The organism is Streptomyces sp. RKAG290, assembly GCF_023701695.1.
Taxonomy (GTDB): domain Bacteria; phylum Actinomycetota; class Actinomycetes; order Streptomycetales; family Streptomycetaceae; genus Streptomyces.
Genome location: NZ_JAJOZC010000017.1, coordinates 1 through 20,732, shown reverse-complemented (window position 1 = coordinate 20,732; position 20,732 = coordinate 1). Strand labels below are relative to the sequence as shown.

Annotated in this window: 19 protein-coding genes and 4 pseudogenes; 10 read left to right on the top strand and 13 right to left on the bottom strand. The window is 71.6% G+C overall.

The genetic code is table 11. The features are described 5' to 3' along the window. The 4 genes and pseudogenes from LNW71_RS35705 to LNW71_RS35695 form a co-directional block, all read right to left on the bottom strand. A partial coding sequence (locus LNW71_RS35705) for a carbohydrate ABC transporter permease (protein WP_250972359.1) occupies positions 1-487 on the bottom strand: 487 nt, incomplete at its 3' end. Between the two features lie 112 nt (positions 488-599). Further along, complete coding sequence (locus LNW71_RS35700) at positions 600-944, bottom strand: hypothetical protein (RefSeq protein ID WP_250972358.1); 345 nt, start codon at positions 942-944, stop codon at positions 600-602. A gap of 169 nt (positions 945-1,113) precedes the next feature. Then, positions 1,114-1,434: pseudogene (locus LNW71_RS37235) on the bottom strand (extracellular solute-binding protein); the annotation flags it as partial. Next, entirely contained in the window at positions 1,347-1,871 is a 525-nt protein-coding gene (locus tag LNW71_RS35695; RefSeq protein ID WP_250972357.1) for a hypothetical protein, read from the bottom strand. The pseudogene LNW71_RS37235 and the gene LNW71_RS35695, both read right to left, overlap by 88 nt. A 162-nt stretch (positions 1,872-2,033) precedes the next feature. Between LNW71_RS35695 and LNW71_RS35690 the strand changes: the two genes are divergently transcribed. Together LNW71_RS35690 and manD are read left to right on the top strand one after the other, a co-directional pair. Further along, entirely contained in the window at positions 2,034-3,977 is a 1,944-nt protein-coding gene (locus LNW71_RS35690; RefSeq protein WP_250972356.1) for a cellulase family glycosylhydrolase, read from the top strand. A gap of 84 nt (positions 3,978-4,061) precedes the next feature. After that, positions 4,062-5,303 carry a D-mannonate dehydratase ManD gene (gene manD / locus LNW71_RS35685; RefSeq protein ID WP_250972355.1) on the top strand — a complete coding sequence of 414 codons (1,242 nt, stop codon included), beginning with the start codon at positions 4,062-4,064 and terminating at the stop codon, positions 5,301-5,303. A gap of 156 nt (positions 5,304-5,459) precedes the next feature. Here the strand turns inward: manD and LNW71_RS35680 are convergent, their stop codons facing one another. Together LNW71_RS35680 and LNW71_RS35675 are read right to left on the bottom strand one after the other, a co-directional pair. Then, on the bottom strand, positions 5,460-6,575 hold the full coding sequence (locus tag LNW71_RS35680) for an AI-2E family transporter (RefSeq protein WP_250972354.1): 1,116 nt from the start codon (positions 6,573-6,575) through the stop codon (positions 5,460-5,462). A 123-nt stretch (positions 6,576-6,698) separates the two neighbouring features. After that, positions 6,699-8,137 (bottom strand): annotated as a pseudogene (locus tag LNW71_RS35675) (NAD(P)/FAD-dependent oxidoreductase). Positions 8,138-8,254: 117 nt separating this feature from the next. Here LNW71_RS35675 and trxA point away from each other — a divergent pair. Then, positions 8,255-8,629 carry a thioredoxin gene (gene trxA, locus LNW71_RS35670; protein ID WP_250972353.1) on the top strand — a complete coding sequence of 125 codons (375 nt, stop codon included), beginning with the start codon at positions 8,255-8,257 and terminating at the stop codon, positions 8,627-8,629. Between the two features lie 77 nt (positions 8,630-8,706). Here the strand turns inward: trxA and LNW71_RS35665 are convergent, their stop codons facing one another. Both LNW71_RS35665 and LNW71_RS35660 read right to left on the bottom strand, forming a co-directional pair. Next, on the bottom strand, positions 8,707-8,994 hold the full coding sequence (locus tag LNW71_RS35665; protein WP_250972352.1) for a hypothetical protein: 288 nt from the start codon (positions 8,992-8,994) through the stop codon (positions 8,707-8,709). A 58-nt stretch (positions 8,995-9,052) separates the two neighbouring features. Next, positions 9,053-10,075 (bottom strand): LacI family DNA-binding transcriptional regulator, encoded by a 1,023-nt coding sequence (locus LNW71_RS35660; RefSeq protein ID WP_250972351.1) that lies wholly within the window; start codon positions 10,073-10,075, stop codon positions 9,053-9,055. Positions 10,076-10,277: 202 nt separating this feature from the next. On the opposite strand from LNW71_RS35660, the gene LNW71_RS35655 reads away from it, so the two are divergent. Continuing rightward, positions 10,278-10,745, top strand: a complete 468-nt coding sequence (locus tag LNW71_RS35655) for a type II toxin-antitoxin system PemK/MazF family toxin (protein WP_250972350.1) — start codon at positions 10,278-10,280, stop codon at positions 10,743-10,745. Between the two features lie 118 nt (positions 10,746-10,863). Here LNW71_RS35655 and LNW71_RS35650 read toward each other — a convergent pair whose 3' ends face one another. Further along, entirely contained in the window at positions 10,864-11,700 is an 837-nt protein-coding gene (locus LNW71_RS35650; RefSeq protein ID WP_250972349.1) for a TIGR02452 family protein, read from the bottom strand. Positions 11,701-11,848: 148 nt separating this feature from the next. Between LNW71_RS35650 and egtA the strand changes: the two genes are divergently transcribed. Genes egtA through egtD form a run of 4 tightly spaced genes read left to right on the top strand, consistent with a single transcriptional unit; the run spans position 11,849 to position 16,224 of the window. Then, on the top strand, positions 11,849-13,147 hold the full coding sequence (egtA, locus tag LNW71_RS35645; protein ID WP_250972348.1) for an ergothioneine biosynthesis glutamate--cysteine ligase EgtA: 1,299 nt from the start codon (positions 11,849-11,851) through the stop codon (positions 13,145-13,147). Between the two features lie 13 nt (positions 13,148-13,160). Further along, positions 13,161-14,510 carry an ergothioneine biosynthesis protein EgtB gene (gene egtB, locus LNW71_RS35640; RefSeq protein WP_250972347.1) on the top strand — a complete coding sequence of 450 codons (1,350 nt, stop codon included), beginning with the start codon at positions 13,161-13,163 and terminating at the stop codon, positions 14,508-14,510. Next, on the top strand, positions 14,510-15,265 hold the full coding sequence (egtC, locus tag LNW71_RS35635) for an ergothioneine biosynthesis protein EgtC (RefSeq protein ID WP_250972346.1): 756 nt from the start codon (positions 14,510-14,512) through the stop codon (positions 15,263-15,265). The genes egtB and egtC overlap by 1 nt, the downstream gene beginning before the upstream one ends. Continuing rightward, entirely contained in the window at positions 15,262-16,224 is a 963-nt protein-coding gene (egtD, locus tag LNW71_RS35630; RefSeq protein WP_250972345.1) for an L-histidine N(alpha)-methyltransferase, read from the top strand. The genes egtC and egtD overlap by 4 nt, the downstream gene beginning before the upstream one ends. A gap of 88 nt (positions 16,225-16,312) precedes the next feature. On the opposite strand, the gene LNW71_RS37230 is transcribed toward egtD, so the two are convergent. The 3 genes and pseudogenes from LNW71_RS37230 to LNW71_RS35615 all read right to left on the bottom strand — a co-directional run bounded on the left by LNW71_RS37230 (position 16,313) and on the right by LNW71_RS35615 (position 19,427). Further along, positions 16,313-16,672 carry a lysophospholipid acyltransferase family protein gene (locus tag LNW71_RS37230; RefSeq protein WP_374119566.1) on the bottom strand — a complete coding sequence of 120 codons (360 nt, stop codon included), beginning with the start codon at positions 16,670-16,672 and terminating at the stop codon, positions 16,313-16,315. 476 nt (positions 16,673-17,148) lie between these two features. Next, positions 17,149-17,969, bottom strand: a pseudogene (locus LNW71_RS35620) (GNAT family N-acetyltransferase). Between the two features lie 203 nt (positions 17,970-18,172). Next, positions 18,173-19,427 (bottom strand): annotated as a pseudogene (locus LNW71_RS35615) (extracellular solute-binding protein). A gap of 200 nt (positions 19,428-19,627) precedes the next feature. Here LNW71_RS35615 and LNW71_RS35610 point away from each other — a divergent pair. Next, positions 19,628-19,843 (top strand): dodecin, encoded by a 216-nt coding sequence (locus LNW71_RS35610; RefSeq protein ID WP_250972344.1) that lies wholly within the window; start codon positions 19,628-19,630, stop codon positions 19,841-19,843. Between the two features lie 14 nt (positions 19,844-19,857). Here the strand turns inward: LNW71_RS35610 and LNW71_RS35605 are convergent, their stop codons facing one another. Then, a complete protein-coding gene (locus tag LNW71_RS35605) occupies positions 19,858-20,346 on the bottom strand; it encodes a hypothetical protein (protein ID WP_250972343.1) in 489 nt (162 codons plus the stop codon). Between the two features lie 157 nt (positions 20,347-20,503). Here LNW71_RS35605 and LNW71_RS35600 point away from each other — a divergent pair. Beyond that, a partial coding sequence (locus LNW71_RS35600) for a hypothetical protein (protein WP_250972342.1) occupies positions 20,504-20,732 on the top strand: 229 nt, incomplete at its 3' end.

The following is a 20,732-nucleotide window of genomic DNA, read 5'->3' as shown; positions in this document are numbered from 1 at the left end:
CCGCGTAGAGGGTCGCGGTGTAGCCGATGCCGCTCCAGATGTCGATGGCGATGATGCAGCCGAACGCGGTGGAGGTGTCGGCGATCCAGGCGTGCTGCAGAGAGCCGAGGCCGATGACGGCCAGCAGTTTGTTGATCATGCCGTTGGGCGCGAACATGCCCCAGAAGATCATCGCCTTGGCGGAGGCGGAGATCAGCGCCGGGGTGAAGACGATCACCTTCAGGACCCGGTAGCCGCGTGGGCGGGTGGAGATGAAGTAGCCCAGCATGAACGCCCCGACGATCATCACGGGGACGGCGATGACCAGCTGGACGGCGCTGTTGAGTGCCGAGTCCCAGAACAGGGCGTCGGTCAGGACCGCGCGGTAGTTGTCGAGTCCGGCGAAGCCGACTTCGGCGAGCATGCCGGGCCAGCGCAGGAGCGAGATCACGAAGATCGCGCCGATCGGGCCGATCATGAAGACGGCGTACCAGAGCAGGGCCGGCACCGCCATCACGGTGGTGCGAGGGGCGCGCCGCGGGGAGCGGACCACGCCGCGGCGGGCGCGGGTGCGGGCGTGGTGGTGGACATCGTTGTCGTGGCCATCGTGACCCTTCCGGTCAGCTTCGGTAGGCGGTGTCGAGGGCCTTGCACATGGCGCCGGCGCCGGTCCCGGGGGTGTAGGCGATGGACGTGGCGCGGTTGAGCGGCGTGGAGACGGCCGCGGGCACGTAGTTGTCGGGCATGACGACCTCGCTGACGTCGTCGCTGTGCGAGACGTCGACGGAGCGGCCGACCAGGGGCAGCTGCGAGGAGGGGCGCTGACCGCGCATGTTCATCACGTAGCCGGACCGGTCGATGAACTTCTGGACGATGTCCTTGCGGTACAGGAACTGCACGAACTTCTCGCTGAGCGCCAGCTTCTGCGTCCCGTTGGGGGTGACCCAGATCCCGGTGGAGGTCATGCCGTTGTAGAGCGTGGGCTTGTCGTAGGTGCCGTCGGCCGGGCGGGGAAGCCGGTGACCTCGGTGTGCTCGGTGACGGCCGGGGCACGGCGGCGATCGTGGAGGAGATCGCGGGCATCATCGCGGCGCGCTGCTCGAAGTAGTCCGCGTTCATCTGGTCGGCACCCAGGCCCTGGGCGCCTTTGACGAACAGTCCGGCGTCCCGCAGCCGGGCGAAGAGTTGCAGTCCCTTCATCGCCTGAGGTTCGGCGCAGTAGCCGCCTTTGCTGAACACCCGCCTGGCGGCGTCCGGCCGGAGGTAGCCCTGCATGACCTGCATCAGGAACTTCTGTCCCGACCAGTCGTTCCCGCCGATGGTCATGGGCGGGATCTTCTTCGCCTTGAGCGCGCGCACCGTGTCCATCAGCTCGTCCATGGTGCGTGGCGGGCGGCTGACCCCTGCCTTGCGCAGCAGCTCGGTGTTGACCAGGACGGGCCAGGTGAAGCCCATCCAGGGAAAGGCCCGGAGCCGCCCTTGTCGTCCGTCCACGCCTTCAGCGCCGCGGGCTGCACCCGGCCGGTCAGTCCCCAGTCCTTGAGGTAGCGGTTGACCGGCGGGGTGGCGCCGAGATCCGTCCAGGAGAAGGACTTGTCGTAGAGGTTGACGAGCAGCACGTCCGCCTCCTTGTCGGCGAGGCGGGACGTCTCGAACGAGTTGAAGATGTCGTCGCCGTTGTGCAGGTTCTTGATGTGGACCCCAGGGTTCTCCCGCTCGAACTGCCTGACCACCGAGGCGTATACGTCCGCGCCCTGGGTCCCGGGGGAGAGCCGGCTGTGCACGACGAGGGTCCGCGGATCATCGGTCCTGGGATCGAGAGGTCCCGCGCACGAAGCCACCAGGAATGTCGCGGCAGCGGTGGCTGCCGCGACGGTCAGCCTTCGTTTCATCGGCGCTCCTGTCCGTCACCACCCCATCGGGGCGGGAAAACGATTTACTGCGGATTTCGCCGGACCTTAACAGCCCTGCTACACGCTGGCAATGACTCGACAGCTAGCCAGTCAATCGATATACCTGTGGGGAACGACCGATCTCGACCGACAGGGACATCCATGCATCGCAACGCAGCCAAACTCGGTCCGGCGGACCACCCCACGATCTGGGTGGGCGTCAACTTTTGGTCCCGGACCGGCGGTCCACTGATGTGGCGCTCCTACGACGGTGCGGTCATCGACGAGGAACTGCGGACCCTGCGTGACCACGGCATCACCCTCACCCGGAGCTTTCTGTACTGGCCCGACTTCATGCCGGAGCCCGACCGCCTCGACCCCCTGATGCTGGAGCGCTTCGACGACTTCCTGGAGCGGCACAGCGCACTGGGCATGACGACCGTCCCGACGTTCGTCGTGGGACACATGTCGGGCCAGAACTGGGATCCCGCCTGGCGCGAGGGACGCGACGTGTTCGCCGACGAGTGGTTCGTCGAGCGGCAGGCCTGGTACGTACGCGAGTGCGCGTCCCGCTGGAAGGATCACGAAGCCGTCGCCGGGTGGCTGCTGTCCAACGAGATCCCCATCTACGCCGACTGGCGCTCGCGCGGGATCGGCACCGTGGACCACCGGGACGTCACCGCATGGGCTCACACCCTGATCGGTGCGCTGCGGGCGGCCGGCGCGCACCAGCCCGTGTCGGTCGGCGACGGCGCCTGGGGGGTGGAGATGACCGGGGCCGACAACGGCTTCCGAGTGCGCGACCTGGAGCCGCTGATCGACTTCCACGGCCCGCACGTGTACCGCATGGAGGACGATCCGGTACGTCAGAACCTCGGCGCGGCCTTCACCTGCGAGCTCCTCGACCTGGGCGGCAAGCCGGTGGTCATGGAGGAGTTCGGGGTGACCTCCGACTACACCTCCGAGGAACACGCCGCCCACTACTACCGGCAGATCCTGCACAACACGCTGCTGGCGGGCGCGACGGGCTGGATCCCGTGGAACAACACCGACTACGACGCGCTGGAGGACCAGGAGCCCTACAGCCACCACCCCTTCGAGATGCACTTCGGGCTCACCGACGACCGGGGCAGGCCCAAGGAACAGCTGCGCGAGGTGAAGAGGTTCACGGAGGTCCTGCGGAGCACCGACTTCGCGCGGCTGACCCGCCCCGACACCGGGATCAGCCTGATCGTCTCCTCGTTCCTGGAGAAGATGTACCCGTTCACCCAGCCCGACGACGCCGAAGCCGTGCTGTCGGTGACCCGGCAGGCCTACGTGGCGGCCAGGGAGGCCGACCTGCCGGTGGGGGTGGCGCGGGAGGCCGACGGGCTGCCCGCCGACAGCGCGCTGTATCTGCTGCCGAGCGCCAAGCAGCTCACCGCGCCGAGCTGGCGCACCCTGCGCGAGCAGGCCGCGCGGGGTGCGACGGTCTACGCGTCCTACTTCGTCGGCACGCACCGGACCCAGCGCGGTTCCTGGTGGCCCAAGCTGGACGAGACCTTCGGTGTCACCAAGCAGCTGCGGTACGGCCTGACCGACACCATCGAGGACGACCGGCTGCGCATGGTCTTCCAGCAGGACTTCGGCACCCTCGCGGCCGGTGACGAGCTGGTGTTCCCGGTGGGTGGCACCGAGCACTCCCGCACCTACCTCCCGGTGGTGCCGAACGGTGCCGAGGTCCTGGCCACCGACGCGCACGGCCGGCCGGCCCTGCTGCGCCACCGGGTCGGATCGGGTCAGATGATCCTCTGCACCTACCCGTTGGAGCACATGGCCGCCGTCACGCCCGCGGTCAACCCGGAGCCCACCTGGCGCCTCTACGCGGCGCTGGCCGCGGAGGCCGGTGTCATACCTGCGGTGACCGTGGCCGACGGCAGGGTGGTGACCGGCGAGATGGCGCACCCCGACGGGCACTCCTTCGTCTGGTTCGTCAGCCAGCACCCCGGCGACCTGACGGTCCGCCCCGAGGTCCGCGAGGGCAAGCTCACCGACCTGGACGGCGGGGAACTCGACGAGGTGGCACTCGCCCCCTACGGCGTCGTCGTGGCCAGGCGGGAGCCGTGACGGCGGGCCGCCCGTCGGCGTTCGCGCCCCGCCCGGGCGCCGCCGGCGCCCGCCTCCTGACCCGCACGTCATTGAGGAGCACCCATGAAAATCATCTCCGCGGACACCGTCGTCACCAGCCCCGACCGGAACTTCGTCACTCTTCGCATCACCACCGACGACGGACTGACCGGCCTCGGCGACGCCACCCTCAACGGCCGCGAACTGGCCGTCGACGCCTGCCTGCGGGAACACGTCGCCCCGTTGCTCATGGGCCGGGACGCGAGTGCGATCGAGGACACCTGGCAATACCTGTACCGGGGCGCCTACTGGCGGCGCGGACCCGTCACGATGGCCGCCGTCGCCGCCGTCGACACCGCCCTGTGGGACATCAAGGCCAAGGCCGCCGGCATGCCGCTCTACCAGCTGCTCGGCGGCGCCTCCCGCACCGGGGCGCTGGCCTACGGGCACGCGTCCGGGCGCGACATCCCCGAACTCCTGGACTCCGTCCGCGCACATCTGGCGGACGGCTACCGCGCGATACGCGTGCAGAGCGGCATCCCCGGTCTGGACTCCGTCTACGGGGTGGCCGCCTCCGCCGCCGGTGGTGGTGAGCGGTACGACTACGAGCCGGCCCGCCGCGCCGGCTCCGCCCACGCCCGTCCCGCCGAGGAGGTCTGGGACACCCGGGCCTATCTGCGCCACATGCCGGCCGTCTTCGAGGCCGTGCGCCACGAGTTCGGGCCCGAACTGCCGCTGCTGCACGACGGGCACCACCGGATGACGCCGATCCAGGCGGCCCGGCTCGGCAAGGCCCTGGAGCCGTACGACCTGTTCTGGCTGGAGGACGCCACACCGGGCGAGGACCAGACCGCGCTGCGGCTGATCCGCGAACACACCACCACCCCGCTGGCCATCGGCGAGGTGTTCAACTCGGTCCACGACTACACCACGCTGCTGCATGAGCGGCTCATCGACTACGTACGTTCGGCGGTGACCCACACCGGCGGCATCACGGCGATGCGCAAACTCCTGGACCTGGCCGCCGTGTACGGCGTCAAGTCCGGGATGCACGGTCCCACCGACATCTCCCCCGTCGGCATGGCCGCGGCGCTCCATCTGGACCTGGCCGTGCACAACTTCGGCATCCAGGAGTACATGCGTCACTCCCCCCGCACCCTGGAGGTCTTCCGGACCTCCTACCGGTTCGAGGACGGGCTGCTGCACCCCGGTGAACAGCCCGGGCTGGGCGTGGAGCTGGACGAGGTGGCCGCGGCCCGCTTCCCGTACGAGCCGGCTTACCTCCCGGTGAACCGGCTGGCCGACGGGACCCTGCACGACTGGTGACGGTCCGAAAATGCGGGCGGGCGGGTCCCCGGAGCGGCGCTCCGGGGACCCGCCCGTGCCGGGAACGGGGAGCCTCCAGGGTCTTTCGCTTGGACGATGCCCGCTCAGGGTGCGGCGCCGGACCCGGCGAGCCCGGCCTGATCCGGACGAGAGGCCCTATGCCGGAGCGTCGGCGCCACTCGGTTCCGCAGGCGTGTGTGGCTCCTGCTCCACCACGCTGAGCTGCTCGCGCACGTAGTTCCAGACCACCGCGATCAGCGCGGCGGCGGGTACGGCGAGCAGACTGCCCACGATGCCGGCCAGACTGCCGCCCAGCGTCACCGCCAGCAGGACCACCGCAGCATGCAGACCGAGTCCGCGACTCTGGATCATGGGCTGGAAGACGTTGCCCTCCAACTGCTGCACCACGATGATGATCGCCAGCACGATCAGCGCGTCGGTCAGCCCGTTGGACACCAGGGCGATGAGCACGGCGACGAACCCGGCGAAGAGCGCACCGACGATCGGCACGAACGCGGACACGAAGGTCAGCACCGCCAGCGGAAGCACCAGCGGCACTCCGACGATCCACAGGCCGAGGCCGATGAGTACGGCGTCGAGCAGGCCGACGTACGCCTGGGAGCGCACGAACTCACCCAGAGTCCGCCAGCCACGCTCCGCCACGGTCGGGATGTCGACGGCCAGCCGACCGGGCAGCTGACGGGTGAGCCACGGCAGGAACCGGGGACCGTCCTTGAGCATGAAGAACATCAGGAAGACCGCCAGGACGGCGGTGACCACACCGTTGACCACGGTGCTCACCCCGGTGACCACGGTGGTGACCATGCTGCCGAGGCTGTCCTGGATACGGGCGGTCGCGGAATCGAAGGCGTCGGCTATCTGGTCGTCACCGATGTTGAGCGGCGGCCCGGAGGCCCACTCCCGCAGTTTCTGGACGCCGTCGCCGACGCCGTCGGCCAGCTCGCCGGACTGGGAGGCGACCGGCACCGCGATCAGGGCCGCGATCCCCGCCGCGACCAGCAGGAACAGCACCGTCACCACGGAGGCGGCGAGCGCCGGGGGCCACCCGCGTCGGCGCAGGTAGCGCGCCGACGGCCACGTCAGAGTGGTGAGCAGCAAGCCGACGACGAGCGGCCAGATGACCGACCACATACGGCCCAGCACCCACACCGCCACCGCGGCCATGACAAGGATCAGCAGCATTTCGCCCGAGACCCGTGCCGAAACGCGGAGGGCGGCACGGGTCTTGGCGGAACTCAACGTGACAGACATGGGGGTCACCCTATGGGCCGGTCCTGCTCCGGCTCACCCCGCCCGGCGTCCGCCGGCACAGGGCGCCGGCGGACGCGGGGCAGGAGGCGTCCGCGCCGCGCCCGGCTCCGCTCCCCGACGCTGCTACCCGCGATAGGCCTCCAGCAGTCGCAGCCAGATCTCGCTGATCGTCGGGTAGGCGGGAACGGCGTGCCAGAGCCGGTCGAGGGGGACCTCCGCCGCGACCGCGATCGTCGCCGAGTGCAGCAGCTCGCCGATGCCGGGTCCGACGAACGTGACACCCAGGAGGATCTCCCGGTCGAGGTCGACGATCATGCGCGCACGGCCCCGGTAGCCGTCCGCGTACAGGCCGGAACCCGCCACCGCCGCGAGGTCGTGGTCGACGGCCCTGACCCGGTGGCCGGCCTGCTCCGCCTCGGCGAGGGTGAGGCCGACCGAGGCGGCCTCCGGGTCGGTGAAGACGACCTGGGGAACCGCGGCGTGGTCGGCGGTGGCCGCGTGGGCGCCCCAGCGTTCGGTCTCCAGGAGCGGGACGCCCTGGGCGCGGGCGGCGATCGCGGCCCCGGCGATGCGGGCCTGGTACTTGCCCTGGTGGGTCAGGAGAGCCCGGTGGTTGACGTCGCCGACGGCATAGAGCCAACCTGCGCCCTCGACCCGGCAGCTGTCGTCGACGGTGAGCCAGGACCCGGGCTTCAGGTGCACCGTCTCCAGTCCCAGGTCGTCGGTGCGCGGGGCCCGGCCGGTGGCGAAGAGGATCTCGTCGGCCTCGACGCGCTCGCCGTTGTCGAGTTCGACGGTGACCGGTCCGTCCGGCGCCGGGCGCCGCACCGAGGTCACCGACACGCCCGTACGGATGTCGGCTCCGGCTTCGGTCAGTGCCTGGGCGACCAGCTCGCCGGCGAACGGCTCCATCCGGGGCAGCAGGCCCTTGCCGCGGACCAGCATGGTGACCTCGGCGCCCAGGGCGCCCCACACGGTGGCCATCTCCACGCCGACCACTCCCCGCCGACGACCACCAGGCGGCCGGGCACCTCCTTGGCGCTCGTCGCCTCGCGGCTCGTCCACGGGCGCGCATCGGCGATTCCGGGCAGATCGGGCACGACGGCCCGGCTGCCGGTGCAGACCGCGACGGCGTGCCGGGCGGTGAGCCGGTGCTCCGTGCCGTCGGGCGCCGTGACGGACACCGCCTTCGTCCCGGTCAGCCGGCCGGTGCCCCGGTAGATGTCCGCGCCGATGCCCTCCAGCCAGGCCACCTGGCCGTCGTCCTTCCACTGGGACGCGAACGAGTCCCGGTTCGCGAGGACGGCCGCGGTGTCCAGCGGCCCCTGGACTGCTCCGCTGAGGCCGGGGACGCGGCGGGCGTCGGCGCGGGCGACGACCGGGCGCAGCAGGGCCTTGCTCGGCATACAGGCCCAGTAGGAGCATTCGCCGCCGATGAGCTCGGACTCCACGACCGCGGCGCTCAGCCCGGCGGACCGGACCCGGTCCGCCACGTTCTCCCCCACCGGACCTGCACCGATGACCACGACGTCGTACTCGACAGGCTCCACAGCATGTGTCATGAGGACCATTTTGGTCATGGGTGTGCGCGGCGGCCACATGGGCAGGCGGAATAGTGCAAGCAAAGGCACCGTTGTCCGGGGACACGTCCGCACGGGCACAGGAAGAGGTAGCAGAGCATGAGCACCGTAGAGCTCACCAAGGAAAACTTCGATCAGGTCGTCAGCGACAACGAGTTCGTCCTGATCGACTTCTGGGCTTCCTGGTGCGGCCCGTGTCGGCAGTTCGCGCCGGTCTACGACTCGGCGTCCGAGCGCCACGCCGACCTGGTCTTCGCCAAGGTCGACACGGAGGCGCAGCAGGAGCTGGCCGCGGCCTTCGAGATCAAGTCCATCCCGACGCTCATGATCGTCCGGGACAACGTGGCGGTCTTCTCGCAGCCGGGCGCGCTGCCCGAGGAAGCGCTGGAGGACGTCATCGGCCAGGCCCGGAAGCTGGACATGGAAGAGGTCCGCAAGTCCGTCGCGGACCAGCAGCAGCAGGAGCAGCAGTAGGCGGCGCGGACGCCTGAGGGACGGATCAGGGCCCGGCCGGTGACGGCCGGGCCCTGACCTGTTCCGGCCGGGTGGGGTCAGCCGTCGGTGTTCTTCTCCGAGATCCGGACCGAGAGTCCGTAGTCGAGCTCCGAGCCGTCCACCAGCAGGGCCTCGACGGTGTGGGTCGCCGGGTCGATGTCCGCCACCATGCCGTCGCCGGCGTAGCGGGGGTAGCCCGACTCGCCCGTCGCACCGGTCGCGGCCACGACCGCTGAGCGGATGGCCTTGCCGGGGCGCTGGGCGCCGGAGTTCTCGGTGTCGGGGCCCTTGGTGTCGGCGAACTCGGGGACCAGCAGGATCTCGTAACTCTGCGGATGGCTCATGGTCACGACGCTAGGCAAGGGACGTCCACGGCGCACCTTGCCGCGCTGGCGGGCCGGCTCAGCTCGATTCCCGGTGGACGGCGCGGGCCCGCAGCAGGTCGTGCCGCTCGGGTTCCCTGCCGGGACGGCGCACCAGGCGGTCGACCAGATCGGCCAGCGGCTGCGTCGTGGCCAGTTCCATCCGGACGCTGCTGAGCCGGGGCCGCAGCAGCCTCCCCAGCATCAGATCGTCCGCGCCGACCACGGCGGTCTCGTCGGGTACCGCGATGCCCGCGTCCTGCAGCGCCCTCATCAGGAGCATGGCGTAGCTGTCGTCGTAGGCGAAGACGGCGTCCAGGCCGAGGCCGGGCCAGCGGGCGGCGAGTGCGGTGGCCGACGCCTCCTCGTAGCGCAGCGGCAGCGCCTCGATCCGGGCCCCGCCGGCCTCGGCGGCCTGCCGGGCCCCGGCCAGTCGCGGATCGGCGAACAGGGCCAGGGCGGGTTCCTCGGGCATGACCACGCCGATCCGACGCCGGCCGCGCTCCAGCAGATGCCGGACGGCGCAGCCGCCCACCTCACGCTGGTCCATGATCAGCGCGTGGGCGCCCGCCACCGGCTGCGGTCCGAGTGTGATCACCGCTTTGGCGCCGGAGCGGCGGAGTACGGCTATGCCCTGCGGGGCGAGGGGGACGGAGCCCGGCGCGATGACGGCGACGGGCCGGAGCTCGGCCCAGGCGCGGGCGGCGTCGTCGGCGTCGAGTCCGAGCGAGCCGTACTGGACCACGGTGTAGTCGAGGCGGCGCAGACCGGATTCCAGCTCGTGCAGGAAGCGGTGGTGCAGCGGCCCGGACGGGAAGTTCCCGGTGGGCAGCAGCACCATGCGGGAGTGTCCGGCGCGCAGGCTCCGGGCGGCCGCGTGGGGTACGTAACCGAGTTCGGTGGCCGCTTCCCGTACCCGGCGGCGGGTGGGGTCGCTGATCCGCACCTCCGGGTTGTTGTTCAGTACGTACGACACGGTGGCCCGGGACACCCCGGCGAGCCGCGCCACGTCGGCGCTGGTCGGGACGGGGCCTTCGGTGGACTGCTCGGGTAACTGAATCATGGCGTCGGGCAGTCTTACAGACCTGTTCGGTGCCGCCGCTCCCCGGCCCCGTACCCGCGGTGTGAACCTCACGTCGACGTCCACACCCGGCCCGACGCCCCTGTGCGGTCCGCACGGGTGACGGTGGGTCACGGTGCGCTCCGGCGGCCCGTTCGGCGGACCCGCTCCACGCGAGAGGCCGTTGAGGTCCTACGGTGTGGCGATGACCATCCAGCACCGCACCGACAGCAGGGACGGCTCGGCCGACTTCCCCGGCCGTACCGGTCCCACCGCCACTTCCCAGGCCGACCCGCTCGACGTGGGCCCGGTCCGCGCCACGTACGCCCCGGACCGGGACGGCGACCCCGATCCCGGCGAAATCGTCTGGACCTGGGTGCCGTTCGAGGAGAACGACGGGCGCGGCAAGGACCGCCCGGTGCTTGTGGTGGCGCGTGAGGCGGCGGGCACCCTGCTGGCCGTCCAGCTCTCCAGCAAGCAGCACGACCAGGACCGCGAGTGGGTGGCACTGGGTGCCGGTCCCTGGGACAGCTCGGGCCGCCCTTCCTGGGTCGGTCTGGACCGGGTGCTGCGGGTGCACGAGGACGGGATGCGGCGCGAGGCGTGCGCCCTGGACCGGGACAGGTTCGACCTGGTCGCCGAGCGGCTGCGGGAGCTCTACGACTGGAAGTGACGGGGCCGAGGCCCGGCACGTCCATGGGCGCCGCCGTGCGACCGTGCCGGGCGACGGACCCGAACGGCCCAGACCGGCCGTGCCGGCTGACGTCGAAGCCTATGGCTCAACGGCAGCGTTACGGTTGCACCGGAACGGCGAACGCACGGTCGAAGGCCAGCCGGGTGGGCGAGCGGTCGTTGCGGTCGAGAATGCCGAGGACGACCTGCTCGAAGTGGCCGGCGAACCTGCCGCCGCCGGTGAGCAGGGCGCGGAAGACGCCCGCCACCTCGGCCGGATCGTTCTGGAACACCCCGCACCCCCAGGCACCCAGCACCAGCCTGCGGTATCCGCGCACGGCCGCGACCTCCAGCACCCGCTCGGCCCGCGAGGCGAGCGCGGCGGGAATGCGGTGCGCCGACTCGGGGTCGGTGCGGCGGATCACTCCGGCGTTGGGGGCGGGCGAGGTGAGGAATCCCGCCGTGTAGGGGGTGTCGAGCAGCCGGCCGCGGTCGTCGCGGAAGACCGGCACGCCCGGTGAGTGGATGACCCGGTCGGTGTAGAAGGCGCTGCGTTCGGCGCGGTGGTGGGCGTAGTACTCCGGGGCCCTGCGCAACGTGGCGTACAGCGCGGAGCCGCGGCACAGCGCCTCCTCCTGCGCCTGGGCCCCGTTGAGGTAGCCACCGCCCGGATTGCGGGCCGAGGCGTAGCTCAGGACGGCCACCTTGCCCGGCCGTTCGCCGGTCATCCTGGCGGCCGCCTGCAGGCTGCTCTCGCCGGTGACCTCGATGACCGGTGTGCGGTCACGGTCCAGGGCCGCGACGGCCACCGGGTCGGGGCCGTACAGCCTGGTGCCCGACAGGGCGGCCGCCAACGCCCTCTCGATGCTCACTTCCCGCCCCTGCGGCGTGCGGTAACCGCCCGCCTCGACGATGGACTCCGTCTCTCGCGCGATACCGCGCAGCCGGGCGCTCACCGGTCCTCCCCCTTATGGTGCATACGGGGCATGATCGACGGCCCCGCGGCATGAGCGCAACCGAATTTCCGACGCACAGGGGCACTCTTGTGCGATCCCCCGGCAGGGGTTTGGGTAGGACGGACGCACCGGAAGAAGGAGGCCCGGCATGTCACCCGACACACCCGGCGGCCACGGTCCGCCCGCCCACGACACGCCCCTCGGCGAAGGCGAAGCCGAGGATCTGCTGCGATGTATCTGCTTCAAGACGGGACCGCCCCGCATCGTGGGGGTCGAGCTCGAGTGGCTCCTGCACGACAGACAGCAGCCACGCAGTCCGGTCCCGCAGCACCGGCTCGAAGCGGCCGCGACGGCCGTCCGGGCGCTGCCGCTGAACGCCGCCATCACCTTCGAACCCGGCGGCCAGCTGGAGCTCAGTTCGCGCCCTGCCGATTCCCTCATGGCGTGCATCAACGACACGGCCGCCGACCTCGTCGCCGTCCGTGACACTCTCGGCCGGCTGGATCTGGCTCCAGTCGGGCTCGGTGTCGACCCGTGGCATGAGCCGCGCAGGCTGCTGCGTGAGCCCCGGTACGACGCCATGGAGACCGCCCTCGACCGCTCGGGGCCGGCCGGCCGCGCCATGATGTGCACGACCGCGTCCGTACAGGTCTGCCTGGACGCCGGAGAGGAGGAGCCCGGCCCGCTCGGCTACGGACGGCGCTGGCAGCTGGCCCATCTGCTGGGCGCGGTGCTGGTGGCGGTGTTCGCCAACTCGCCGTTCCGGCTGGGCAGGCCCACGCCGTGGCGCTCCACGCGTCAGTCCCTGTGGGCCGACCTCGATCCGCTGCGCACGCTGGCCCCCTCCGGCCAGCTGCCGCCCCGTGACGCCTGGGCAGCGTTCGTCCTGGACACACCGGTGCTGTGCATCCGGGGTAACTCGGGGCCGTGGGCCGCTCCGGAGGGGCTCACCTTCCGGGACTGGATCCGCAGCGGGTCGCCGCGGCGCCCGGTGCCGGCCGATCTCGAGTACCACATCACCACACTGTTCCCGCCGGTTCGTCCGCGCGGACATCTGGAGCTGCGCATGATCGACGCGCAGTCCGGTGACGACGGGTGGCTCGTGCCGCTCGCGGTCACCACCGCCCTGTTCGACGACCCGGAGGCCGCCGAGACCGTGTACCGCACCGTCAAGCCACTGGCCGAGACCGCGGGGCCGCTTGCCGCACCGCGCAATCCCCTCTGGGTCGGGGCCGCCCGCGACGGCCTCACCGATCCCGAGCTGCGGGCCGCCGCGGCCGGCTGCTTCGAGCTGGCTCTGGAGGCGCTGCCCCGGATGGGCGCGACGCAGGCGGTGCAGGACGCGGTGGCGGCGTTCCACGACCGCTATGTCGCACGGGGCCGATGTCCCGCCGACGATCTGCGGGAACTGCTCACACCCGGCCGGCGGACGGCCGGGACCACCTGAAGGGGACCCTCTCATGACCGACTCCCCCGCGCCCTGGCCGGCCGGGGCGCCGGATCCGGACCCCCAGGACGACGAGGCACTCCGTGAGCGCGCGGTCGCAGCCCTCCTCACCGCGCGTGAGCGCACCACGCTCCTCACCGACAGCGTGGACGACCACGACCTCACCGCCCAGCACTCCCCCTTGATGTCGCCCCTGGTCTGGGACCTCGCCCACATCGGCAACCAGGAAGAGCTGTGGCTGCTGCGCGGTGTCGCCGGGCGGGAAGCGATGCGCCCGGAGATCGACGGGCTGTACGACGCCTTCGAGCACCCTCGGGCCGCCCGGCCCTCGCTGCCGCTGCTGGCACCGGCCGATGCCCGCTCGTACGCCGCCGAGGTGCGCGGCCGGGCGCTTGACGTGCTCGGCTCGACGCCACTCGGCGGGCGTCCGCTACTGCGGGCCGGATTCGCCTTCGGAATGATCGCCCAGCACGAACAGCAGCACGACGAGACCATGCTGATCACCCATCAGCTGCGGACGGGGCCGGCGGCGCTCAGCGCGCCCGAGCCGCCCCGGGCCGCCGACGCGGCCGTGCTCCCTGCCGAAGTACTGGTACCGGCAGGCCCGTTCACCATGGGCACCTCGACCGAGCCGTGGGCACTGGACAACGAACGCCCCGCGCACCACCGCGAGGTGGCGGGCTTCTTCATCGACACCGCACCGGTCACCTGCGGTGCCTACCGGGCGTTCATCGAGGACGGCGGCTACACCGAGCAGCGCTGGTGGACCCCCGAGGGATGGGCGATGGTCCGTGAGCACGAGCTGACGGCGCCGCTCTTCTGGCACCGGGACGCCGGTCAGTGGCTGCGCCGCCGCTTCGGGGTCACCGAGCCCGTTCCGGCGGACGAGCCGGTGCTCCATGTCAGCTGGTACGAGGCGGACGCGTACGCCCGGTGGGCGGGACGACGGCTGCCCACCGAACCGGAGTGGGAGAAGGCGGCCCGCCACGACCCGGGTTCCGGGCGCTCCCGCCGCTACCCGTGGGGCGACGAGGACCCGACGCCGGAGCGGGCGAATCTGGGCCAGCGCCATCTGCGGCCGGCACCTGCGGGGGCGTACGCCGCCGGGCGCTCGCCCTTCGGCGCGGGGCAGCTGATCGGCGACGTGTGGGAGTGGACGTCCAGCGACTTCCTGCCCTACCCGGGCTTTGCGCCGTTCCCCTACCGCGAGTACTCGGAAGTGTTCTTCGGCCCGGACCACAAGGTGCTGCGGGGCGGGTCGTTCGCGGTGGACGCGGTGGCCTGCCGGGGCACGTTCCGCAACTGGGACCTGCCGGTCAGGCGACAGATCTTCTCCGGGTTCCGCACCGCGAGGGATGCCTGATGTGCCGTCATATCGCTTACCTGGGGCCACCGGTGTTCCTGGGTGAGGTGCTCACGCGGCCGGCGCACTCACTGGTGCGCCAGTCCTGGGAGCCGCGCCGGCAGCGGCACGGGACGGTCAACGCGGACGGCTTCGGCGTCGGCTGGTACGGGGACGGCGACCCGGTCCCGGGCCGCTACCGGCGCCAGGGCCCCGTCTGGGGAGACCGCAACTTCGCCGACCTGGCCAGGGTGGTGCGCAGCCACGCACTGCTCGGCGCGGTCCGTGATGCCACGGAGGCCGATCCGGACGGCGAGGCGGCGGCCGCGCCGTTCGCCGCGGACGGTGTGCTGTTCAGCCACAACGGCGCGGTGAAGGGCTGGCCGGGATCGATGGCACCGCTCGCGGCGGCGCTCCCCGCGGCCGAGCTGCTGAGGCTCACCGCCCGCTGTGACTCCGCGCTGGTCTGGGCCCTCGTGCAGCACCGGCTGGCGACGGGCGACGCGCTCCCGCAGGCGGTCGCGGACACCGTGCAGGACGTCGCCGCCGCCGCGCCCGGGTCCCGGCTGAACCTGCTGCTCACCGACGGCCGCACCATCGTGGCGACGGCCTGGGGCGACACCCTTTGGCAGCTGTCCGAGCCCGGCCGGCACACGGTCGTGGCCTCCGAGCCCTACGACGACGACCCGCGCTGGGTCGAGGTCCCCGACCGCACCCTGCTGACCGCGACCGTCGCCGATGTTCTGCTGACCCCGCTCAAGGAGCCCACCCAGTGAGTCCCTTTCTGCTGACCCGAACCCTGCCGCTGGACGCGACGGACGCGGCGCTGCGCGCCGATGTGCTGAACGGTCTGACCCAGCACCCCAAGACGCTGCCGCCCAAGTGGTTCTACGACGCCCGCGGCAGCGAGCTGTTCGAGGAGATCACCCGGCTGCCCGAGTACTACCCCACCCGTGCCGAGCGGGAGATCCTGATCGACCGGGCCCACGAGATCGCCGCCGCGTCCGGCGCCCGGACCCTCGTCGAGCTGGGCTCCGGGTCCTCGGAGAAGACCCGGCACCTGCTGGACGCGCTGCCGGACCTGCACACCTACGTACCGGTCGACGTGAGCGAGAGCGCGCTGCGCGGGGCGGCCGAGGCGCTGCTGGAGGAGCGGCCCGGCCTGGCCGTGCACGCGCTGATCGCCGACTTCACCGGCGCGCTGTCGCTGCCCGCGACTCCGGGGCCACGGCTGGTCGCCTTCCTCGGCGGCACCATCGGCAACCTGCTGCCGCACGAGCGGGCCGCGTTCCTGGCGTCGGTACGGTCGCTGCTCTCCCCCGGTGACACGCTGCTGCTCGGCACGGACCTGGTGAAGGACGAGGAGGTGCTGGTCGCGGCGTACGACGACGCCGCCGGGGTGACGGCCGCGTTCAACCGGAACGTGCTGTCGGTCGTCGACCGGGAGCTGGGTGCGGACTTCGAGCCTGCCGACTTCGAGCACGTGGCCCGGTGGAATCCGCAGGAGGAGTGGATCGAGATGCGGCTGCGGGCCCGCCGGGCGCTCACGGTGAAGGTGCCGGAACTGGACCTGGTGGTGCCGTTCGAGGCCGGTGAGGAGCTGCGGACGGAGGTGTCCGCGAAGTTCCGCAAGGACGGTGTGAGCGGTGAACTCGACCGTGCCGGGCTCCGGTTGACTCAGTGGTGGACCGATTCCGCGGGCAGGTTCGCGCTGTCGCTGGCCACGGTGGACTGAGCCAGCCGGGCGAGCGCGCGGCGGCCGGCCCGGCTGCCCGCCGGGATCTGCGGCAACATGCGGATCTCGGCGGTCAGCCCGGCCGCCGTCACCACCCGCCACAGCGAGGCGAGCAGCGGATCGTCGCCGACGAACGAGGCGGCGCCCGCCGGGGCGCGGTGCCCGGCGGTCCGGCGAGGTAGCGGATGCGCACCGGCTGGACCGCGGCACCGGCATCGATCGCGGCCTGGAACGCGGCAGGCCGGAACCGGCCGCCGGCCCCACGACCGCACCAGGTGCTGCCCTCCGGGAAGACCACGACGCGCGAGCCGCCCCGCAACGCCGAGGCGACGGCGCCGACGGTGGCGGGCAGCGCACGCAGCCGCTCGCGCTCGACGAAGAGGGTGCCGCCGAGCGCTGCCAGCGGGCCGAGGAGCGGCCAGCGCCGGATGTCGCTCTTGGCCAGCATCCGGCCGGGCGGACGGCGGCGACCAGGGGGATGTCCAGCCACGAGACGTGGTTCGCCACGACGAGCACCCCCAACGCGCCGGGCACGGCCCCGAGGTGCCGAGTACGGCTCCCGCACTGCCGGGCACGGCCGCCGCGGTGCCGAGTACGGCCCCCGCACCACCGGGCACGGCCCCCGCAGTGCCCAGTACGGCTCCCGCGCTGCCGGGGACGGCCGCAGGGCCGCCGTCCGGCACGGACGGGCCGAGGACCCGCACCCGCACTCCGAAGGCCCGCACCACCCCGTGCGCCCAGCACCTGATGAGCCGCTCCCGCGTGGCCCGGCCGAGCAGCAGCGCGAGGGGGTGCACAGCGCGCCGGTGAGGGCCAGGGCGCATCCGGCGAGCAGCAGGGCCGCTGCCGACGCCGGGTGGCGGGCCTGGCCGGCGTGAGCGGTGCAGGTGGCCGGGGTGCAGGGCGAGGCGGGCAGCCAGCCGCTCATTGCTGCGGGGCGAGCGAGCGGAAGTGGCGCAGGTAGCGCGGGTCGGTGCCACGCAGCGACAGCAGGACGTACAGATCAGCGACGTTGAATTCGGGGTCGTGGGCGGGCGCCCCGCAGATGCGGGCGCCGAGGCGCAGATAGCCGCGCAGCAGGGGCGGGAGCGTGGAGTGCCCGCCCGTCCGCCGGGGAGGTCGGCAGGGGGCTGCCAGAGGCGGTGCGGGGAGACCCAGTAGTCCTCGGGAGCCAGGTGCTTGGTCCGTACGGCCTCCCAGGCACGGGCGGCCGCCGCTCCTCCGTCGGCGAGCGGAATCGAGCAGCAGCCGGCCAGCCAGTTGTGTCCGCTGCGCTCCATGTAGCGGGCCAGTCCGGCCCAGATCAGGGCGATGACGGCGCCGTCGCGGTGCGCCGGGTGGACGCAGGAGCGCCCGACCTCGACCAGGTCGTCGCGGATCGGAGCGAGCCGGGTGAGGTCGAACTCGCCCTCGGCGTAGAGCCGTCCGGCGATCCGGGCGCGTTCGGGCGGCAGGAGCCGGTAGGTGGCGACGACGTCGCCGGTGGCCATCTCCCGGACGAGGAGGTGATCGCAGTACGCGTCGAACGCGTCGCTGTCCAGCCCCGGTTCGGGCCCGTCCAGCCGGGCGCCGAACTCGGCGGCGAAGACCTGGTGGCGCAGGCGCTGGGCGGCACGCACCTCCGCCTGGTCCACGGCGAGGGAGACCCGGTAACGCGGCGGGGCGGCGGGCCTGGCCGCCTGCTGCACCGGGGCGGGCGGGGCGGTGCGGGTGAGGGCGGCAGAGGAGGTGGGCAGCGCATGCATGACGGACTCCGGGGACGGGTCGGCAAGGGCGGCTGCCGGGCTGCCGCAGCAGTGCGGCGGCCCGGCCCCTTACTTCTTCCGTGACCGGCTGGATTCGACGTGACATGCGTGGGGAGGCGGGATGTGCGACGGCTGAATCCCGGGATGCGCACGGCTCCCGCGGCTCACCGGCGGCCCCTGCCCCGCCTGCCCCGCCTGCCCGTTCAGCTGCCCGCGAGCACTCCGGTGATCTTGTCCGAGGCGGTCTTCGCCTCCGTTGCCGGGTCGCCGCCCTGCAGGACCGACGTCATGTAGAGCTTGATCGGGTTGTCGGCCTCCACCGCGGCCCACTCCGGGGAGTTGGGGGTGGCATGCCCCTCGGCGGCGCCCTCGGCCATCGCGGCGGTGCTCTCCTCGCCCTCGATGACATGGGCGAGGGAGGGTTTGTTGGGCACGTAACTCATGGTCTTCGCCAGCTTCTCCTGCCACTTCGCGCCGGCCAGCTCCTTGATCACGTCGTAACCGGCGCTCCGCTGGTCCGCCTTCTCCGGGATGATCAGATCGGAGCCGCCGGTGAACACGGAGCCGGGCGCCTTCGCGGTCCTGCCCGGGATCGGGAAGTAGCCCAGCTTTCCCTTGAGTTCGGGATTCGCCTTCTCGATCAGCGTCGCGGAGCTGGGGGTGGAGATGATCTGCGCGACATCGCCCTTGGCGAACACCTCGCTCTGCGGGGCTTCTCCTCGTCCGCGTCCTTGGGCCCGTCGCCCAGCGCCTGGAGATCCTGGTAGAACGCCATGCCCCTGAGCGCGGCCGGGGTGTCGAGGGTGCCTTTCCAGTCCCCGCCCTTGTCACTGGCGAGTTCGCCGTTCTCGTCCCAGATGAATCCGGCGAGCACGTACCAGTTCTGACCCGGCAGATACATGCCCTGATTGCCGTCGCGGTTCAGCCGCTCGCTGTCCGCGATCCACTGCGTGCGCGTCCTGGGCGGGGATTTGATGCCCGCCTGTTCGAAGAGATCCTTGTTGTAGATCACCACACGGTTGGCCGCGTACCACGGGATTCCGTACTGGACGCCGCCGATGCTGCCCGGTTCGGCGAGACCGGGCAGCCAGTCATCGCTGCCGAGATCACGCATCGACTCCAGGGTGAGGTCGCGGAGACCGCCGCTCTGCGCGTACTGGGCCACCTGGGTGTTGCCGACCTCGATGACGTCCGGGGTGTCCTTGCCGCCAGCGCCTCGATGACCTTCGGCCCGATTCCGCTCCAGCTCTGGATTTTGAACTCCAGTTCGACCGACGGGTGTATCTCTTCGTACGACTTCTTGAAGCGGTCCAGGAAGTCGGCGGTGACGCTGTCCTTCATCAGCCAGACCGTGACTTTTTTGCTGCCCGATCCACCCGAGCCGGGCATCATGCCGCACCCACCCAGAGCGACGGTGGATATCAGGGCAACAGCTCCGACGAGCATGCGGTTCTTCACGGGGTCACCTTCTGCGAAACGGCGCGACAAGATCGGGACCCGGTGTGGGGGACTGCGGGCGGCGCTCGCACGGGCGTGGCTGGATTTTGGTATGGACCAATCCTTTGGTCAAGGCGGGTTCCGGACAGGCCACCGCTCCGCGATCTCTCGCGAACCGCGCCGAGGTGGGGCACCTTGGTAGAGGCGAGAGGAGACAAAACATGTCCAACCACACGTATCGCGTCACGGAGATCGTAGGAACCTCCCATGACGGCATCGACGCGGCAATCCGCAACGGCGTCGCAAGGGCTTCTGAAACGTTGCACAATCTCGACTGGTTCGAGATCACCCAGGTGCGTGGCCAGATCAAGGATGGCCAGATCGAGCATTACCAGGTCGGCCTGAAGGTCGGCTTCCGCCTCGACGACAAGGACTGACGCGTCCGGCCGGCTCAGGTACGTCCCTGCCGCTCCTGCGCGTCCCTCAGCACGGGCGAGGCCTGCGCCCAGCGGGCGCGCACCACGGCGAAACCGGCCAGTTCGGCCGCGTCGCAGACGAGATCGTCGTCGTCGACCAGCATCCGCACCTCACGCTCACGGCCCAGCCGCTTCAGGATCTCCAGCTTGGTGTGGCGGGCCGGCCGACGGTCGTCGTTGCGCCGCATGCGCAGGCGCCCCTCGGGCAGTTCGTGCCGGGCCAGCCAGGCCAGGGTGTCCTTGCGGCAGCGTTCGGGCCGGCCGGTGAGGTAGGTGACCTCGCACTCCTCGGCGGTGCTCAGCGCCAGCCGTACGCCCTCGTCCAGTGGCGGGTCGTCGAGGGCGGCGGCGAAGAAGCCGGCCCAGTCGCGCCGGGGCCCCTCCAGGAAGTGCTGGCGGTGGGCCGTGTCCGCGAGCGTGCCGTCCAGATCGAATACGGCCAGCGGCCGGGCGTCGTCTCTCATGGGACCAGCAAACCAAGGCCGCACGGGCTTCGACGACCCGGCGCGGCGCGGACCGTTGCGCGTCGGCGCCCGAGGCGGCTCCCGCCGCTCACCGGCGCCTAGAATCGAACCGTTTGTCCCGGCCGCCCCGCCCCGAACCCTACGGAGCCCCGCCCCCATGCCCACCCCCCACGATCCGTACGTCAGGGTCCGCGGCGCCCGCGAGCACAATCTTCAGGACGTCGACGTCGACATCCCGCGCGACACCCTCACCGTCTTCACCGGCGTCTCCGGTTCCGGAAAGTCCTCGCTGGCATTCGGGACCATCTACGCGGAGGCCCAGCGCCGCTACTTCGAGTCGGTCGCCCCGTACGCCCGGCGGCTGATCCACCAGGTCGGCGCGCCCG

What these genes read in the sequence shown, in the direction of transcription:
- LNW71_RS35700 (WP_250972358.1), bottom strand. Translation starts at nt 944, where the DNA reads ATGACCTCCACCGGGATCTGGGTCACCCCCAACGGGACGCAGAAGCTG.
- LNW71_RS35695 (WP_250972357.1), bottom strand. Translation starts at nt 1,871, where the DNA reads ATGAAACGAAGGCTGACCGTCGCGGCAGCCACCGCTGCCGCGACATTC.
- LNW71_RS35690 (WP_250972356.1), top strand. Translation starts at nt 2,034, where the DNA reads ATGCATCGCAACGCAGCCAAACTCGGTCCGGCGGACCACCCCACGATC.
- manD (WP_250972355.1), top strand. Translation starts at nt 4,062, where the DNA reads ATGAAAATCATCTCCGCGGACACCGTCGTCACCAGCCCCGACCGGAAC.
- LNW71_RS35680 (WP_250972354.1), bottom strand. Translation starts at nt 6,575, where the DNA reads ATGTCTGTCACGTTGAGTTCCGCCAAGACCCGTGCCGCCCTCCGCGTT.
- trxA (WP_250972353.1), top strand. Translation starts at nt 8,255, where the DNA reads ATGAGCACCGTAGAGCTCACCAAGGAAAACTTCGATCAGGTCGTCAGC.
- LNW71_RS35665 (WP_250972352.1), bottom strand. Translation starts at nt 8,994, where the DNA reads ATGAGCCATCCGCAGAGTTACGAGATCCTGCTGGTCCCCGAGTTCGCC.
- LNW71_RS35660 (WP_250972351.1), bottom strand. Translation starts at nt 10,075, where the DNA reads ATGATTCAGTTACCCGAGCAGTCCACCGAAGGCCCCGTCCCGACCAGC.
- LNW71_RS35655 (WP_250972350.1), top strand. Translation starts at nt 10,278, where the DNA reads ATGACCATCCAGCACCGCACCGACAGCAGGGACGGCTCGGCCGACTTC.
- egtA (WP_250972348.1), top strand. Translation starts at nt 11,849, where the DNA reads ATGTCACCCGACACACCCGGCGGCCACGGTCCGCCCGCCCACGACACG.
- egtB (WP_250972347.1), top strand. Translation starts at nt 13,161, where the DNA reads ATGACCGACTCCCCCGCGCCCTGGCCGGCCGGGGCGCCGGATCCGGAC.
- egtC (WP_250972346.1), top strand. Translation starts at nt 14,510, where the DNA reads ATGTGCCGTCATATCGCTTACCTGGGGCCACCGGTGTTCCTGGGTGAG.
- LNW71_RS37230 (WP_374119566.1), bottom strand. Translation starts at nt 16,672, where the DNA reads ATGCTGGCCAAGAGCGACATCCGGCGCTGGCCGCTCCTCGGCCCGCTG.
- LNW71_RS35610 (WP_250972344.1), top strand. Translation starts at nt 19,628, where the DNA reads ATGTCCAACCACACGTATCGCGTCACGGAGATCGTAGGAACCTCCCAT.
- LNW71_RS35605 (WP_250972343.1), bottom strand. Translation starts at nt 20,346, where the DNA reads ATGAGAGACGACGCCCGGCCGCTGGCCGTATTCGATCTGGACGGCACG.